16 protein-coding genes are annotated in these 16,703 nt (G+C 37.6%); all 16 read right to left on the bottom strand.

All coding sequences use genetic code 11. From position 1 onward, the window contains the following. Window position 1 precedes the first annotated feature (1 nt). The 16 genes from H3S74_RS01540 to H3S74_RS01615 all read right to left on the bottom strand — a co-directional run bounded on the left by H3S74_RS01540 (window position 2) and on the right by H3S74_RS01615 (window position 16,697). A complete protein-coding gene (locus H3S74_RS01540; protein WP_110448136.1) occupies window positions 2-1,903 on the bottom strand; it encodes a beta-glucoside-specific PTS transporter subunit IIABC in 1,902 nt (633 codons plus the stop codon). Window positions 1,904-2,061: 158 nt separating this feature from the next. Beyond that, window positions 2,062-2,925, bottom strand: coding sequence for a BglG family transcription antiterminator LicT (gene licT / locus H3S74_RS01545; RefSeq protein ID WP_198199568.1), 864 nt, complete (start codon window positions 2,923-2,925; stop codon window positions 2,062-2,064). A 186-nt stretch (window positions 2,926-3,111) separates the two neighbouring features. Next, window positions 3,112-4,986: a molecular chaperone HtpG gene (htpG, locus tag H3S74_RS01550; RefSeq protein ID WP_065578237.1), complete on the bottom strand. Its 1,875-nt coding sequence runs from the start codon at window positions 4,984-4,986 to the stop codon at window positions 3,112-3,114. A 274-nt stretch (window positions 4,987-5,260) separates the two neighbouring features. Beyond that, a complete protein-coding gene (locus H3S74_RS01555) occupies window positions 5,261-6,634 on the bottom strand; it encodes a sodium-dependent transporter (RefSeq protein ID WP_198199572.1) in 1,374 nt (457 codons plus the stop codon). Between the two features lie 475 nt (window positions 6,635-7,109). Then, window positions 7,110-7,718, bottom strand: coding sequence for a tail fiber assembly protein (locus tag H3S74_RS01560; RefSeq protein ID WP_198247038.1), 609 nt, complete (start codon window positions 7,716-7,718; stop codon window positions 7,110-7,112). A 16-nt stretch (window positions 7,719-7,734) separates the two neighbouring features. Next, entirely contained in the window at window positions 7,735-8,961 is a 1,227-nt protein-coding gene (locus H3S74_RS01565) for a phage tail protein (RefSeq protein WP_198247039.1), read from the bottom strand. A gap of 7 nt (window positions 8,962-8,968) precedes the next feature. After that, a complete protein-coding gene (locus tag H3S74_RS01570; RefSeq protein ID WP_198247040.1) occupies window positions 8,969-9,550 on the bottom strand; it encodes a YmfQ family protein in 582 nt (193 codons plus the stop codon). After that, a complete protein-coding gene (locus H3S74_RS01575; protein WP_198247041.1) occupies window positions 9,541-10,599 on the bottom strand; it encodes a baseplate J/gp47 family protein in 1,059 nt (352 codons plus the stop codon). The genes H3S74_RS01570 and H3S74_RS01575 overlap by 10 nt, the downstream gene beginning before the upstream one ends. Window positions 10,600-10,610: 11 nt before the next feature. After that, window positions 10,611-11,027 (bottom strand): phage GP46 family protein, encoded by a 417-nt coding sequence (locus tag H3S74_RS01580; RefSeq protein ID WP_198247042.1) that lies wholly within the window; start codon window positions 11,025-11,027, stop codon window positions 10,611-10,613. Then, the gene (locus tag H3S74_RS01585; protein WP_198247043.1) at window positions 11,028-11,582 is read right to left on the bottom strand and encodes a phage baseplate assembly protein V; all 555 of its coding nucleotides are present in this window, start codon (window positions 11,580-11,582) and stop codon (window positions 11,028-11,030) included. It abuts the gene before it with no gap. A gap of 2 nt (window positions 11,583-11,584) precedes the next feature. Beyond that, the gene (locus H3S74_RS01590) at window positions 11,585-12,658 is read right to left on the bottom strand and encodes a phage baseplate assembly protein (protein ID WP_198247044.1); all 1,074 of its coding nucleotides are present in this window, start codon (window positions 12,656-12,658) and stop codon (window positions 11,585-11,587) included. Beyond that, the gene (locus H3S74_RS01595; protein WP_198247045.1) at window positions 12,651-14,000 is read right to left on the bottom strand and encodes a DNA circularization protein; all 1,350 of its coding nucleotides are present in this window, start codon (window positions 13,998-14,000) and stop codon (window positions 12,651-12,653) included. The genes H3S74_RS01590 and H3S74_RS01595 overlap by 8 nt, the downstream gene beginning before the upstream one ends. Continuing rightward, entirely contained in the window at window positions 13,997-15,868 is a 1,872-nt protein-coding gene (locus tag H3S74_RS01600) for a hypothetical protein (RefSeq protein ID WP_198247046.1), read from the bottom strand. Before H3S74_RS01600 ends, H3S74_RS01595 begins: the two co-directional genes overlap by 4 nt. After that, window positions 15,852-15,992, bottom strand: coding sequence for a hypothetical protein (locus tag H3S74_RS01605; RefSeq protein WP_198247047.1), 141 nt, complete (start codon window positions 15,990-15,992; stop codon window positions 15,852-15,854). The genes H3S74_RS01600 and H3S74_RS01605 overlap by 17 nt, the downstream gene beginning before the upstream one ends. A 4-nt stretch (window positions 15,993-15,996) precedes the next feature. Continuing rightward, window positions 15,997-16,338 carry a phage tail assembly protein gene (locus H3S74_RS01610; protein ID WP_198247048.1) on the bottom strand — a complete coding sequence of 114 codons (342 nt, stop codon included), beginning with the start codon at window positions 16,336-16,338 and terminating at the stop codon, window positions 15,997-15,999. A gap of 11 nt (window positions 16,339-16,349) precedes the next feature. Next, window positions 16,350-16,697, bottom strand: coding sequence for a phage tail tube protein (locus tag H3S74_RS01615; protein WP_198247049.1), 348 nt, complete (start codon window positions 16,695-16,697; stop codon window positions 16,350-16,352). Window positions 16,698-16,703: the final 6 nt, after the last annotated feature.

Raw genomic sequence — 16,703 nt, forward strand, 5'->3', positions numbered from 1 at the left:
TTTACTCCTTGTTTGCACTTAACGCTAATAGTGCGTCACCATGTTGAATATTATCTTGATTAAATATGCACTGCACATCGATATAGTCATCACTGTTAGTGATTATGATTGGTGTAGTTACTTCAAAACCGGCTTGTTTTATTGCTTCAATATCAAAGCTTACTAGTCGATCACCTTTTTTCACTTTTTGACCACTTTCTACATGAGCTTCAAAATGTTGGCCATCTAACTTCACTGTATCAATACCAATGTGGATAAGTATTTCTGCACCTGATTTAGTTTGGAAACCGATAGCATGTTTCGTTCTAAATAGTGACACTACTTCACCATCTTCTGGTGCGACAGCTTCGCCAATAGTTGGAATAATTGCAGCACCTTTACCCATTAAACCGCTCGCAAAAGTAACATCATTAACTTCCTTTAAGTCAATAAGTTGACCAGTTAATGGGCTGGCAATAGTGATTGTTTTTACTAGTTCATCACTATCAGTTTTATTGTTGTTTGAATCAGAATTTTCTATTTCATTTTCATTATTTTGTTTTTTATCTTTTGGAATACCAAATAGATAAGTGACTAATGTGGCTACTGCAAATGAAATAAGTGAACCAAATACTACCGCATAAAATTTTTCATTAATGCCTGTAGGTGGAATTAATTGTAAAAATGAGAAGATACTAATAAAGCTAAATGAATAGATGACCGAATGATAATAACCAACAATACCTCCACCAATCATTGCCGAAATACAGCCGATAATAAATGGACGTTTTAATGGTAAGTTAATGCCATAAATGGCCGGTTCGGTTACCCCAAAAATTCCAGATAATACCGATGAACTTGCTAATGTTTTAACTTGTGGATCTTTGCTGCGTAACATAACCGCTAATACTGCGCCAACTTGAGCGAATACCGCAGGGAATAAGATTGGAATCATAAAATCTTCTTGATAAACCGAGATATTATTCATCGCAAATGGTACTAATCCCCAATGGATACCAAACACCACCATCACTTGCCAAAGAGCAGCTAAAATCATAGAAGCAATGACAGAGTTAAGTTGATAAACATAGATGATACCACTAGCAACTGTATCACTTAAGAATGACACAACTGGACCAATAACAGCAAAGGTTAGTGGTACGGTAATTATCAAACCAAATAACGGAGCAATAAACTTTTTGAATGAGTCATGCATGATTTTGTTTAGGTTGCGTTCTAATAATGAATAGAACCATGCAGCTAAGATTATTGGGAAAACCGATGAAGGATAAGGGATTAATTTAATAGGAATGCTAAAAAATTCTGTTTGTAATTCAAACTTATTACCTAACATGCCAACCACACTAGGATGAACCAATGCACCACCTAATGCCATACCTACATAAGGATTACCACCGAATTTTTTAACCGCTGAAAATCCTAGAATGATTGGTAAATAATAGAATGGGGCGTCAGCAATCGCATTTAAGAAGTTAAGGGTTGGTGAGTCAGCTTGAACAAGTTCCATGACTTGTAATATTGCTACTATTCCTTTAAAAATACCACCAGCAACAAGTACGACTAGTGCAGGGATAAAGATACTAGAAACTAAATCAATCAGTTTTGATACAATACCTTTAGGGGCAGCCGGTGGTGCATCGTTGGTTGGTTTTTCATTGAGATTGGTTAATTGCATGATGACATTAAATACATCTGCAACACTGTTACCGATTACGACTTGGAACTGTCCACCACTTTGTACAACTGTAATGATACCGGCTTGTTTTTTTAAAAATTCAGCATTTGCTTTTGATTCATCTTTCAATGCAAATCTAAGTCTAGTTGCACAATGCACTAGACTGATAATATTATCTTTACCACCTACATGCTCAATAATTACTTCGGCAAGTTGTTTGTTTTTCATAGCTTATCCTTATTTAAGCGCAAAAAAAAACCTAAACTCCCATTCCATTGGGAGTTTAGGTTTTGCTTGCATCAAAAAATAGTTGATGCAATAACAATCCAAAATTTCAGTGTTAATTAAATTAACATAAATTTAATAATATTGTTGCTAATAGTTAATTATTTTGTGATTTCGATCACACTATTATTTTTTAGCTCGGCTCTTAGTCGTTCAATATGAATAGTCAAATACAAACTTTCATCATCGGATAATGGATGCTGATATTGTTGAATTAAATGTAAGTCTATCTGTTTAGTACACAAATAGGCTTGTTCATATTTTTGCCGAATAATTTCATATAATGATGTGTCTTGTTGAGCTTGTTTACCTTGACTCAAGATACGATGCGCAAAAAACTTTAAGTGCGTGACGAATCGTTGATAGGATAGGCTATTTTCATCATATTCAAATTTAAAATGGTATTTAACAATATTCAAAATTTCACGCATGATCTTCGTCATATTAACAATATTCGGCATGGTATCATTTAGTTGTGCATTGATTATATGGAAGGTAATAAAACCAGCTTCGTCTTCGTGCAGTTCTACACCTAAGCGCTGTTTAATCACCGATAAAGCATGCAAACCAATTTGATATTCATTTGGATAGAATTTTTTTATTTCCCAAATGAAGTTATTTGGAATATCAAATCCCTGCTTATGTCTTTCAATAGCAAAATAGATATGATCGGTTAATGAAATATAGATACTATCTTGTAATTTGCCACCTAACTGTTTTTTTGCATAATTGATTATAATATCTGAAGTTGTATGAATTTCGATAGGTATTTCCGAAAGCAACTCAGCAAACTTTGGCAGTATTTCTTGATTATTCAATGAAAACTGCTTTTCAATAAGTTTGGGGTCAATTTCATCTCCTTCCTTTTTTTTGAATCCTACCCCACGTCCAGTAACAATTAATTCATTTCCCTTTGCATCTAACGTTACGACAACATTATTATTTAATATTTTATGAACTTTCATCTGTTACAGTCTAAATTAAAGGTTAGGTTATTATGTCTAGCTTAACAAAAATAGAAAGTAATAAAATGAAAAAGTGTGATAAGTATCAAAATTTGGCTTAAAAATTGTTGATTTTTTGCGGTAAAAAATAGCAATAAACCCGACAGGCAAGCCTTGTCGGGTTGAATATTCGAAATAGTTAATTAATTATTGAGCAAGTAATTTATTCATGGTCTGAATAAATTTACTTGGATCACTCAAGGATCCTTTTTCAGCAAGAAGCGCTTGATCTAACAATAACTCAACCCAGTCACTAAATGTTGTTTCATCTTGAGTATTAGCGATGCGTTTGACTAATTGATGATCAGGATTAATCTCAAATGTGTATTTGATCTCTGGTGCTTTTTGTCCTGCTGCAGCAAATAATTTAGCCATTTGGGTAGACATTTCGTCAGCAGCTGTTGTTACAATTGCTGGTGTATCAGTTAAACGATGGGTTAATTTAACCTCTTTAACTTTGTCTGCTAAAACTTTTTTCACTCGTTCAATAAATGGCTCAAGTTCTTTTTCAACTTGTTTTTGTTCATCGCTATTTTGATCGGCTAACTTCTCGATTGATTCGTCAGATTTACTGATAGATTGGAACTGTTTACCAGCAAATTCAGTTAAATTGCTCATCATCCATTCATCAATACGATCAGAAAGTAATAATACCTCGATACCTTTTTTACGGAATAATTCAAGGTGAGGACTATTTTTGGCTGCGCCATAACTATCGGCAGTAATGAAGTAGATCTTCTCTTGACCTTCTTGCATACGACTGATGTAATCATCTAATGATACGCTCTGTACCTCGCTATCACTGTTAGTGGTAGTAAAGCGTAATAACTTAGCTATAGACTCACGATTGCTAAAATCTTCGCCAGTCCCTTCTTTTAAAACGAGACCAAATTCACTCCAGAATTGTTGATATTGTTCTTTGTCATCTTTAGCAAGTTTATCAAGCATTTGTAAAACACGTTTAGTACATGCATTGCGTAAATTCTGGGTTACTTTGTTATCTTGCAGGATTTCGCGGGAAACATTTAATGGTAAATCATTAGAATCAATTAAGCCTTTTACAAAGCGTAAGTAGTTTGGCATAAATTGTTCTGCATCGTCCATAATGAAAACACGTTGCACATACAATTTTAAACCGTGTTTATTGTCACGATTCCACATATCCCATGGTGCTTTAGATGGAATATAGAGCAAGCTAGTATATTCTTGTTTACCTTCGACACGGTTGTGGCTCCAGCTTAGCGGATCGGCAAAATCGTGGGAAATATGTTTATAGAACTCTTTATATTCTTCATCTGTTACTTCTGATTTGCTACGCGTCCAAAGTGCTTGGGCTTTATTCACTTTTTCCCATTTAACTTCTTTGCTTTCTTCATCAGTAGTTTGTACTTCAACTGGTAATGAGATGTGATCTGAATATTTGCTAATAATTGAACGTAAGCGCCAATCATCTAAAAACTCTTTTTCATCATCTTTCAAATGTAAGACGATTTCAGTACCACGTGTTTCTTTGTTAGTATCAGAAATGGTGTATTCACCTTCACCAGCAGATTGCCACATCACTGCTTCATCTGCTTTGGCTGTTGCCGCACGAGTTGTCACGGTAACATTATCAGCAACAATAAATGCTGAGTAAAAACCGACACCAAATTGGCCAATAAGTTGGCTATCTTTAGCTTGATCACTACCAATTGACTCTAAAAATGCTTTGGTGCCTGATTTAGCAATTGTTCCTAAATTCTCAATGACTTCATCACGAGTCATACCAATACCATTATCGGCAATGGTTAAGGTGCCAGCTTCCTTGTTGGTTGAAATACGAACCCCAAGCTCGGCATCACCAGCGTATAAATCAGGATTTTCAAGTGCTTTAAAACGAAGCTTATCAGCTGCATCTGAAGCATTTGAAATTAATTCTCTTAAAAATATTTCTTTATTAGAATATAAAGAGTGAATCATTAAATGAAGAATTTGTTTAACTTCGGATTGAAATCCACGTGTTTCAGTTCCTTGTTTACTCATTGACTAATACCTCAGCTATATTTGCAAATTCAATTAATATTTACCACAAAACGTTCATCTTATTAATGCGATAAATAAGATGTTATCTTGTTAATATTAACTGATTAACATTGACATAATGATTTGATTAATTGTTGTATCGTTATATGGGAATAAAAAAGACAATTTCAAGAGAGAGTATTAAGATAACTAATTAATTGCTGATTTTTTAGTTATTTTGGCAATAAAAAAGCCCTGATATTAATCAAGGCTTTTAAATTTACTAACCAGTTAATTATCGAGTTTCTGGTAAGAATCCACAAACTAAAATAACTACTACGGCCACAGGAATGATGACGCGAGTCAAGATTGACCATACACCAAACCAGAAATTGCCTAAGTTCAATTCTTTACGAATAATTTTTTGGTTCATCATCCAAGCACCGAAGATTACTGTTCCTAATCCAGTCACAGGTAACATAATCTTACTCGTTAGATAGTCGAGTAAATCGAAAATATTTTTACCAAATAACGTGACATCTGACCATTCATTAAAGGATAAAATACAAGCAATACCTAATGCCCAAATTAATACACTACTAACCACAGTCGCAGTTTTACGGCCCATAGGCGTTTTCTCTTCTAAAAGCTCTACAGTTGGTTCAAGTAATGAAATTGATGAAGTTAAGGCAGCAAAAGTTAGGAAGATAAAGAATAAGCAACCTAAAATTGAGCCAGCAGCCATATTACCAAAGGCAATTGGTAAGGTAACAAAAATAAGACCTGGACCCGCTCCAGCTTCTAAACCATTAGCAAATACTAACGGAAAGATTGCCATACCAGATAGCATGGCCACAATAACGTCTAAAATAACCACGGTGCGGGCAGTAGATAGTAAATTCACATCTTTACCAAGATATGAACCATAAGCCATCATAATCCCCATACCTAATGATAAGCTGAAGAACGCATGGCCTAAAGCAGCTAAAATAGCGGTACCACTCAATGCTGACCAATTAGGGGTGAATAAAAAGTTAAACGCTACGCCAAATGATGGGCCACTAACAATAGCTGCATAACCAACTAGAATTAAAAGCAGTAGCCCTAAACCAGGCATCATCACTTTACAAGCACGCTCTAAACCACCACCAACGCCCATAGCCACAATAATAGTATTCGCAGCCATAAACACGGTATGCCAAGTTAAAAGGCTACCGACATCGCTAAGGAAACCGCTAAAAATTTGCCCAGTAGCAGCACCATCAACACCATTGAAGGTGCCATTGATAGCTAAAAAGATGTAATCAGTCGCCCAGCCACCAATTACACTATAAAAAGAAAGAATTAAAAACGAGCCAAGTACACCAATAATACCAACCCAGCGCCATAATTTTGAGCGACCTTCTGATGCGGCAACATCTTCCATGGTATGTATTGGGTTTTTTTGTCCGCGACGGCCGATTAACCATTCTAAAACTAAAATTGGCAAGCCAATGACAAACATAAATAGTAAATAGGTCAGAACAAATGCTGAACCACCCATTTCACCAGCCATATATGGAAATTTCCATATATTACCTAAACCCACAGCAGAACCGGCAGCTGCAAGCATAAATCCCATGCGAGAGCTCCACTGTGAATGACTTTTCTTCATAGTACCTGTACTCATGAATCTATTTTCCCTAGAGTTTTGATTAAATATTTAATTTTAGTTTTAGCAAAAGCCTAACTATTTTTTTATTAGATAAATAAAATGCTAAATCATGCCATGAAATAAATTTATAAACAAGAAAACATTATCATTTATAACGATAACCAATAAAAAATTAAATCTTTAACCTTAAGTTTAATCGTGTTTTGAAGTGGTCAGAGTAAAAAACGAGCAATAAAAAGTTGAGGAGTGACGTTTTTGGCGATTACATTTAGATTATTGCAACCCTTTTTTTTACTTAAAACAAAATGATTTAAAAATCAATATGTTGAAAAATGGCTCAAAAAAAGGGTTTTTATTAGTAAAAATAGACTTTGCCTTTTTGCCAACAACATTTATAGTATATCTGGTTCTAGTGTAGCGGCTCGGTTGAAATAAAAAAAATATTCGCTCAACATAACAACACCTTAATTGTCAAATTGAGCGAAACAAACTAGAGTGATGGTTTGCTAGGCCAGTCGATATTTGGTGCTTGTTGAGCGTCAATGCGATTTACTAATGCGCGGTATTTTTTCCATTCAGCGAGTAATTGAATTTCTTGTTCAGTGGCGATTTGCGAATCAACTGCATCTTGTAAATAACTGATTTGCGATGTTGCTTCACTTAATAATTGTTTTTTTTGTGATGTTGCAATATCGACATTATGTTGATGTTGTTTTTCTGTATCTAACACCCATTTTTCACCGTCCCAACTGTCAAATTCACTGTTTGGTTTTGATGTTGTATAGCCAGCAGGGATTTCCCCCACTTCTTGCATGGTCGTTTCTGCACCCGTTTCGGTTGAGTAAATCATTGTACCACGCAAATCTTTAGGGTAAGTCCATTGTTGGCCATTGTGAATAATGGCTTGATTATCTTTAACGCTTTTTGGTGCGTCTAAATAAGCATTAGCTGGCAAACCAACACCTACTGGTAAATATTGATAGGTGGCTTGTAAAAATTCACCTTTTGCATCAACGTTATAAACGACTGTCCAGCCTGCCGAAACTGTTAATCCGTTGCTATCTAATACTGCTGTTTCTGGTTGTAATTGATATTTCATATATTTCTCCTGTTATTTATTCTGCTTTAACGATATACATAAATGCAACATTTCGAGGACGGTTTTCGTTAGCAACTGGTACAACACGTGATGCATCAAAACTAAATCCACCTGATTCACCTCTATCTGTGCTCGTTGGAGTTCCTGCAGCAACTATATCAAACGCTCTGAATGCCCCATCACCTGTCCCGCCATTTCGACCAAACGTTTCAGAAATCGGCCAGACATTACCGGTGATATTACGAATAGCATCGCCCTGATAGCTCAAAATACCTCGATTCGGATCTAATCCAGAACCAGTATCCAACCCTCGTATAAATACGCCTCGCAAATCAGGCAATTTCCCAGATGGGTATACATTTGCTAATTTTGGAAATTTGTTTTTATCAAATGTTGAACCATTACATTCAAACCATCCTGCTGGCGGTTTATTAGTCGGCCACGGTTGTGGTATACCCACTGGCAGATAATTAGACATATTTTGAGTAGTTATAAATTCAGTCCACGAATAATCGCCCGAATACCCTGCATTTTTTTCATCTGTTAGCACGCCTCGAAATTTTGCTCGTTTGCTCAATATGTCAACTGCAAAATCAGCAAACGAATCATTAATGGCTGAACGCATTACGTGACTGTAATTGAACGGTTTCACACCATTAGACTGTGGTTGACTAAATAAAAATCCACTATATTTATTTTTTGTTTCATCGATAGATTCATCGTTCAGCACATGTGAAACGCCGAGACCGAATGCTCGTTTTGTTAATACTGGCTCGCCGTTTATGTACAGTGCCCCCGACATATTGTCACCAGTTCGTTTGACAGCAGCATTAGCTATATTTTTAGCTGTATTTGCGGTTTGTTGTGCTGAAACTGCTGAATCATAGGCCTTTTTAACGGCCAACGGTGTTGCGGCTGAGGTTTCTGAAGTGCTATTAACTGCTGAATTTAAATTAACAACACCTTTAGTGATTAGTGACGCATCATTAATCTTAATTTGATTTTTATTGATAATGCTTTTTATTGCAGCTGATAACTGGCTAAGCTCTGATTTAGAAGGTGTTATATCGCCATCTTTTAATACATTTAACAGCTCAGCCTGTATAATGTTAAACCAGTCAGCTCCGGGGTAACTCGGTGGAGTTTGTGTGTCGCCCTCCGTAAACCATTTCTGCTGGCGTGATATTGTTTGTTTTTGCTTCGGCATCACATTGATGCCGCTATTGTTATCCAAATGAAACATTTACCTCTTATACCTCTTCATAAATTAAATTGATATGTGCTGGCTTATATCGTTCTAATAAACACTGTAAATCACCGTAATCGTTGATTTTTAGATGTGTTTTAACATTATCTAATACGGTCATATAATGTGACGCATAGTTAAAAACTTTAATGTATGCAGTCCACCAGTTTTGCCACGGATGAAGTGGGTAGTTAATATTGCGCATACAGTGGTGTGGGTATCTGTCTGTAATTTTGATGGAGTATCCTCTGTCGGCCGCGATTTTCTCTAAGAATTTTGAGCATAATGATGGCGTCATTTTGATTTTCGCAGACAGCGCTTGATGGCGCATTTCGGTGGTCGCGGTTTCGTCGGTTGTGCAATCCGGTAATCCAACAAAAGATTCCCATTCTTTTAATAGGAGCATAGAGTCATTAGGAATAACTTCTTTTAGTAATAACTCGGCACTTGATTCAATACGTGAAAATTCATAACCAAACACCAGCTGCAGCTTCGCGTTTTCGCTGTCTAGTTGCTTATTCCACGCATAGCCGCTTGGTAATAGCATCAAACCTGCGTTTTGATAATCTTCTGGGGTCATAGCCATGAGATATCACCCAACGTAATCAATTCTTCACTTCCTGCCTCTATATCTGCCGATAAATTAATTTGATGGTCGATAACATCTTTTGCATTTGATACTGCAGCACGAATATGCGATAAATATATTTTTTCACCTAATTGCGATTTATGTAGCAATTCAACCAACGCACTATAAACTGCCGCTCGTGTTTCCGGATTATCGGGAAACAATCGAATTTTTGGATTAATAACCTTTATTTTGGGGGCTTTTACAATTAATTCGGCGGCCGGAGGTTTACCTTCGAATTGGTTTGTGATAGGGTTAATATGTCCATTAATATAATCACGAACGCGATTAATATCATCGTTTGTGGGGACAATATTGACTTGCTCATCAAGTACAAATACTACTTTTACGTAATTGCAGTAAAGTGGGGCAGGAATGCACCAAGCTCTTGTCACACCCGCGCATTCACGTGCCCATCGAATATAATCCCATTTATTCCCTCCGGAGGGTGGATATTGAACACGAAATAATAATCTAGCTCGCAGTGAGTTAATATTTTCGATATCGGTGCCACCAGTCATGCCTGTCTCACTTAAAACAGCTTTACTCTCAACATTGGCAACAGGTGAAATCAATTCAAATTCGACGCCGCCATTAACATTGCTTTCCGCGCCCTCATTAATAGCAACGACCTCAACCTTAGCGGTTCCTGAGCTCAACAACTTAGATTGATTACATTCAATAATTAGCCCTGAACTTGCTTGCCACTGTGTACCTGCAGTGATAGTCGTGTCGCCTCGAACTGTTAACATTAATTGACCTCTAGACTTATTTGGCATCTTTCGCTGAATACCCCAGAATTGACAAAATAATAATAAAATTTCATCATCAGCAAGGTGCGGTACAATTTGACGCGATATCCACCCTAAAAACTCATAAAGTCCGTTTGTTTGCCCCGCGTGCACCATTGCGATTGCATCAATTAATAATGAGCGAACACCGACGGCATTAAAATCATCTCTGGCTCGCTTGATTAATTCTGTTAGTTTTGGTGGTGTATATGACATTTAAACCCCGTTTAAATATTGTTTAAAGCTGCAGTAAATGAATATTCAGGCACATCATCAGAGTTATACAAAATGGGGCGCACAGTTAACAGTAATACGCTATTTGTAGGGTTAGTTGCTATTACTGTTACTGATTTAATTAAACGTTCTTTAATCATCCATTGTAGTGACTCTTCAGCATACTCTTGCGCACGCTTTAACACTGATGACAATTGTTTTTCACGACTAAGCAGCCAGAGCTTCGAGCCAATTTTTTTATTACTAAATGAATCACCCCACCAGCCACGTTTATCAATTCCACCGCTCGGTAAAATATCATCTTCATTAGCACGAGTATCAGTAAACAATGATGCGATAATATTCGTTAATATCTCGTTACCATTTTTATAATCGATATCTGCAGTGTGCGTAGCCCATGTTAATTGCATTTATCCTACCCGTGGTGTTGATGTCGTTGAGCCACATTTTTCACAATAGTGGACATGATTCAAAAAGCTAATGTCACCACTGACATGATCAGCAGCTGTGCTTGTTCCCGACGCTTTACTGTTACCACCAATAATATCAACGTTACCTGTGAATTGGGTTTGTTGAGTTTCAAACAAAATTTTTTCAGCTACAGTTGCGTGCAGATTTTTACAAACTAGCTTTACAAGCTGGGATTCGGTCAGCAATAAATAGTGACCATCTAGATGATAGAGCGCGCTGTCGCCACTTTTAAGTCCTTTTAATCGTGATGATTTACTATCAACGACAACCGCCACAAGATGCTGTCTTTTTCCTCCAACTGATAAAACAATCGCTTCTGAACCAGCAGGCGGCACCGATGTGTGCCCATAATTCTGAAATCGCTCAACATCGTCAGCTGTTTCACCATCGAGTAAATTGATTTGCATATTTTGTTGCTTGAGTGAGTCAGTAACAATATTGACGACTGCACGTGATACTAATAATTGCAGCTTTCGTTTGAGTTGTTTAAACATTCTTATCTCCAAATCCCACTGTCCCCATACTTTTGCTCAGATTCCGCTGGTGCGATGAACCCATCGCGCGGCATCAATAGTAATTTTGTTGTTATACCATCATCATTACCGATGCCAAATTCTGTCTCAACAATGAGCAGCTCTTCTGCAAATAAGTCATAAATTTCAGCAGTAAGAAAAACTTGAAAATTTGGTAACCACAAATTTATATCATCGTGTAACCAATCTTGAATTGTGACGGAAATTGGCTGCCCGTGTGCAGCAGTTCTTCGGCGTTCCCAATCGCCACGCACAGCTGCATTTTTTTTGTTGATATTGTCATCCGACATGATGATGGTTGGGCGGTAGCGGGTAATCGACTCATCAATTATATTTGCGTAAACTGCAGTTGATTGCACTGCTGTTTGAGTCTCACCCCAAATCGCACCGCCTGCGGAGTCACCTAACACACGATACAAGCTGAATCTATCACGCCATGAGCGTGTGATGCTTAAATTCTTGATATTGTCGCCGAGTGTCAATATAGCGATATTTTTTTTACCTGCGCCTGTAAACACAAGATTGCCGTAAACATCACTGGTCATCAAAATGCCGCGCTGGCGCGCCGCTCTTGCTAATATTTCAAAAACCGTCTCACTTGGCTCTATTTGCATCCATCGGAATGGCTCACTGGCTTTACTGTCGTTCACATCCCAGATAACATCAATGCCGAATGGTTTACATAAATCTTCAGCAATTTTTTGAAGCGATGTGTTTCGCCAGCGTCCAGACGGGTGAATTGCCGCACAATCAATTAAATCAGCAGTTTTATCTCGACCCGCTACTGTTATTGCGTGCTCTGTGTCACTAATATCAATAACAACATCATCAATATAGCCTGTAATCACTCGATTGCTATTAATCTCAACGTAACATTCAGCACCAGCTCTGATATCACCATCACTAACATCTTTCTTTGAAGTGAGTTTAAGATTAAATGAACCCGCCATATCTTCAATGCTGCGAGTTATGCGCGCATCAGTCCAGCCACTATATATTTGTTGACCGACATATAATTCTACAATTGGTCTATCCATTATCAATCACCTCATAATTCTGGCTCCCACATACGAAAGAGGGGTGTTTTAACCCATTTCTACGTGTAAATTGACCAACCGGAACGGCATTGCCCGTTTCACGGTACAGCATTACTAACGCCGGTTCTGTTTGCGATGCTGTAATAATTTTCCCATTAGGTAATTTAGTTGATAGTTTTTCTAATTGAGTAATGAATGCATGTTTAACATCTTTTAACGCTTGCGCAGTTTGATACCAGTACATATCACTGCTAGCGATAATTAATGCTTGCAACTTATCGCCGTGATTTTTAATTGCTTGTTTGCAATCGTCATGGGTCATAATCGCTTCAGATTGATTTTTTTTAGCTGCTACTGTGGCATCTTGAACCATCGCTTTCGCAACTTCTGTAGCGATAATTACATCAACCAGCATTTGTAATGCATTTGTTACGTCATTTTTTTGTTTTGTTTCAGTTGCATTTTTAATATTCAATTCAATAGATTCAAATAGTTGTGCTATGCCAACATTTAGCCCACTTAGCAGCGGGGCGGAGGGCGTTAATGTTTTTTGTTCTCTACTTTGTTTTTGTACAACTTCATTAGCCGTATTTTTTAATTTGTTGCTTTTCTTTTGCTTACTTTCTTTACGTAAATCACTTATACCGCCCAGCAAATCACGCAATTCTTCAGCTGTTTTTTTTGGCGCTTTAAATAAGTTTTTTAACCCCGCTTTAAACGCTGTGGCTTTGCCCAGCAATGAAGATAACCCTGAGCCGCCAGAAATACCACGAATCGCCCCTGCGATGCCATTTACGATTGCTTCACCGAATTCCATACAATCTTCAATGAATGATATTGCATCACTAACAGTATCGAAAATAGATACAAAATCATTAACAATCTCTGCACCCAGAATGTCGGACAGAATCCCCATAATTGACAGACCATCTTCGACAACAGTCGGTGATTCTTCATCGGTGTCTGGCGTAAATGTTATTGTAAAATAGACAACACGTTGCTCACTGGCGACAGTTCGTGAGTTCCACGTTTCAATATAAACTAATTGTGTTTTGTAAGCAGGGTGCTGTAACTCCCCAGACTCTGGATTTTCTAATGCATCAATTAGTGCATCGGCTTGTTCTTTGCAATCTTCACCAATCACAACAGCGTTGATTGTTGTTGATGCTGTTGTGCACCCCATATTTTCGATTTTGCCAACATCGCGCAACGGGTATTGATGCTTAATTAATCGATTCCCGCCGCTACGCTCTGAATTGTCGATAATATAAAATGACACGCCACGAAATGAGCCTTTCCCAGTATTTTTTGAGCTAAAGTTTTTTAAAAAATCAAGTATCAATACGTACCTCCATTACGGCCATATGTTTTACCAGTATTGACTACTATATCTGTATCTGTTGTACTTATTGACTTTGTTTTGACTGTTAAACCTTCTGGCGATTCAATTTTTAAAACTATTTCTGATTTTTCATTGAGTGAGGGGGCATTCCCTTTTATTGTAGCTGGCGATGGTTCTGGTTTAACTGGCATATAATACATTTGTCCTTCCATGGCCATTGCGCTCCCCATTTCAGTAAATGCGTCACCCAGTGATTTCCCTAGATTTTGTATTTTGTTATCAAGGCCCATACCAAAGTAACTCATCCATGTCTGAGAGTTACCCTCATCGTAAAATGAAGCTGGGTCATTTTTTTCGCGCTCTTGGGCTTCATATGCTTTTCTTAAAACATGATCTTCAGGCAAATCTTTGACTCGGTCTTCTGTGAGAGTTAAGTCAAGCATATTCATGGCTTGTTCAGCAAATGCTATTTGCTTCATCGTATTTCCCGTTGCAAAACCATTCATTTTATTTTTACTAAAATTTTGATTTTGATTTTGGTTTTGATTTTGATTTTGTTCGCCCCAATTGGTAACATAAACAGGAGTTGGTTTTGTGCTAATATCTGTGGAATTTAATATTCCCCCTCCTGATTTACCTCCTTTCAAGATATCCTTAACTCCTTTGTACCCTTTATATGCATAACGAGCTGCTATTGCTCCGCCAATAATTTTTGCGCCAGTCTCTAGTTTTTTTGTATATGCATCTAGTTGCTCGGGTGTTAACGAGTTTATTGCATCTGCTAAATCCTGAATTGGTTTTGCTAATTTTAATTGAGCCCAGCGTTCACCAGCATTTGTCAATGATGTTAATGCTCCATTAAAAGTGCTAATATTTTTCGATGTTTTTTCTTCCAGTAAACCCTCTTCAATTTTTACGCCACTTAGAAGCTTTTGTTGTTGCTTAGAATCAGAAAATGCTTGAGTTGTTTTTATTAAATTGTCAGAAAATACTGTTTTTAAATTATGATCTTTAAATTTTGCTCGATTGCCGATTTCTAATAATAATTGAGATGGATCTTTATATTCTTTCTTATCTTTATCTTTAAAAACATCAATACCATTTAATTTTAGTATTTTACGTTTTTGAGGGTCTTTAATTGCGTCAGCAAATGACTTAATCGACGATGACGCATCAGTACTATTACCCAGATGAGAGTCACTTAATCGCTGAATTGCAAGCATCTGGATCAATTGTTCAGGTGATTGCCACTGTGTATCTTTTGTTAACTCAATTATCCCAGCCAGTTGCTCTTTAATATTGCCCGTGCCAATCTTTGATGCTGATGCGACGCCATTAAATAATTTATTAATATTGTCAGGGGTTAAACCCTTGTTCATTAATTGCGCAACATGTGCACCGGCCTCGTCGGCGCTTAACCCCAGCCCCTTAATCGCTTTCGCAATATTATCAACATTACCGATGCTTCCCGACACATCGTTAGTGCGCTCGAGCATTTTATCTAACGCAGTAATCACATCGTTGTACGGCATTTTGTATGCTGCACCCGTTGCATACACAGTATTTAAAAAGTCGCCAGATTGCTCTGCTGTAAGATTATAACGCGTGCCAAGCTCTGTGAGTTGTTGTTGCCAGTCCCCCACTTTTTTAGCCGCTATCATTAGCCCGCCGCCAGTTGCAAATCCAACAAACTTATTATCGAATTTATCTAGCATTTTATTTGATGCAGACATCGCAGATGACATCAGACGCATTGAGCGCGAGCCTTTCTTGCCCATTTCAGATATTGCAGAGCCAAACGACTTTGCTTTTTGAGCAACATTGCCCGCCAGATTGACGATGAAACTTGTCTTATTCTGTGCTGTCATTTTTAAATGTCCACGTTAGATATCGATAAAAACGGTCGAGTGGTAATTTTAAAATCCACTCTGGGCTTGCGTTAATCCGAGAGCTTAGCGAAAGCGCTGCTCGTTCGAGCTGACGAACGAGCATGAGCTTATCGCCCCTCGGTGCTATTTTCGGCCACCTCTTCGATTATCGGGTTATTAAGAGCCTCGTACGCTATTCTCAGTAGCTCGTAATCTGTCAATGACAGCGATTTCAGCTGTTTCATCGATAGCGGACCGTCTAGAGCACCAATTTTTTTTATGCTCCGTCTGTATAGTTCGGCCGACATGACGGCAGAACTGGCAATCAATTTATGTCCTTGATTGGTTAATTTCACTTGCTCAGATGCAATTTCACTATCGAGAATATCACCTGTTGTCAGCTTACGCAGCGTCAGTGATTTGATGTGTTCATCACCAACCATCAGGCCATCTTTTAATGTAATTTCCATTTAATTTACCTTTAAATTTCTTTTGCTTCAGCTGAAGTAAACCCAGCGGATATATTGCCTTCGCCATTAATGCTTGCATTACCGTTTGCCCATGCGTTTGGCATCAGCCACTGTTTCCCTACGTCAGGAATAAATGTAATAGTTACGTCAGTCATATTATTTAAATCAGCAATTGAAGTATTGGCACCATTTGGAATGGTTACATTAATTGTTGCTTCAACTGGCGTTTGATTAAATCCATAGACCCGCGCGCCTTTAACTGGCTGACGAGTGAATCCGCCCGTGGTGAATGTTGCACCACTGAGCGATTCAATTTCTTTGCCATTAACACGAATTATTGCAGTTCCTTGGTATTGCATTTTTAA

The organism is Gilliamella sp. W8126 (genome assembly GCF_016102185.1).
Classification (GTDB): domain Bacteria; phylum Pseudomonadota; class Gammaproteobacteria; order Enterobacterales; family Orbaceae; genus Gilliamella; species Gilliamella apis_A.

Excerpts from the sequence above, each read along its gene's own strand:
- H3S74_RS01540 (WP_110448136.1), bottom strand. The coding sequence starts at position 1,903 with ATGAAAAACAAACAACTTGCCGAAGTAATTATTGAGCATGTAGGTGGT.
- licT (WP_198199568.1), bottom strand. The coding sequence starts at position 2,925 with ATGAAAGTTCATAAAATATTAAATAATAATGTTGTCGTAACGTTAGAT.
- htpG (WP_065578237.1), bottom strand. The coding sequence starts at position 4,986 with ATGAGTAAACAAGGAACTGAAACACGTGGATTTCAATCCGAAGTTAAA.
- H3S74_RS01555 (WP_198199572.1), bottom strand. The coding sequence starts at position 6,634 with ATGAGTACAGGTACTATGAAGAAAAGTCATTCACAGTGGAGCTCTCGC.
- H3S74_RS01560 (WP_198247038.1), bottom strand. The coding sequence starts at position 7,718 with ATGAAATATCAATTACAACCAGAAACAGCAGTATTAGATAGCAACGGA.
- H3S74_RS01565 (WP_198247039.1), bottom strand. The coding sequence starts at position 8,961 with ATGTTTCATTTGGATAACAATAGCGGCATCAATGTGATGCCGAAGCAA.
- H3S74_RS01570 (WP_198247040.1), bottom strand. The coding sequence starts at position 9,550 with ATGGCTATGACCCCAGAAGATTATCAAAACGCAGGTTTGATGCTATTA.
- H3S74_RS01575 (WP_198247041.1), bottom strand. The coding sequence starts at position 10,599 with ATGTCATATACACCACCAAAACTAACAGAATTAATCAAGCGAGCCAGA.
- H3S74_RS01580 (WP_198247042.1), bottom strand. The coding sequence starts at position 11,027 with ATGCAATTAACATGGGCTACGCACACTGCAGATATCGATTATAAAAAT.
- H3S74_RS01585 (WP_198247043.1), bottom strand. The coding sequence starts at position 11,582 with ATGTTTAAACAACTCAAACGAAAGCTGCAATTATTAGTATCACGTGCA.
- H3S74_RS01590 (WP_198247044.1), bottom strand. The coding sequence starts at position 12,658 with ATGGATAGACCAATTGTAGAATTATATGTCGGTCAACAAATATATAGT.
- H3S74_RS01600 (WP_198247046.1), bottom strand. The coding sequence starts at position 15,868 with ATGACAGCACAGAATAAGACAAGTTTCATCGTCAATCTGGCGGGCAAT.
- H3S74_RS01605 (WP_198247047.1), bottom strand. The coding sequence starts at position 15,992 with ATGCTCGTTCGTCAGCTCGAACGAGCAGCGCTTTCGCTAAGCTCTCGG.
- H3S74_RS01610 (WP_198247048.1), bottom strand. The coding sequence starts at position 16,338 with ATGGAAATTACATTAAAAGATGGCCTGATGGTTGGTGATGAACACATC.
- H3S74_RS01615 (WP_198247049.1), bottom strand. The coding sequence starts at position 16,697 with ATGCAATACCAAGGAACTGCAATAATTCGTGTTAATGGCAAAGAAATT.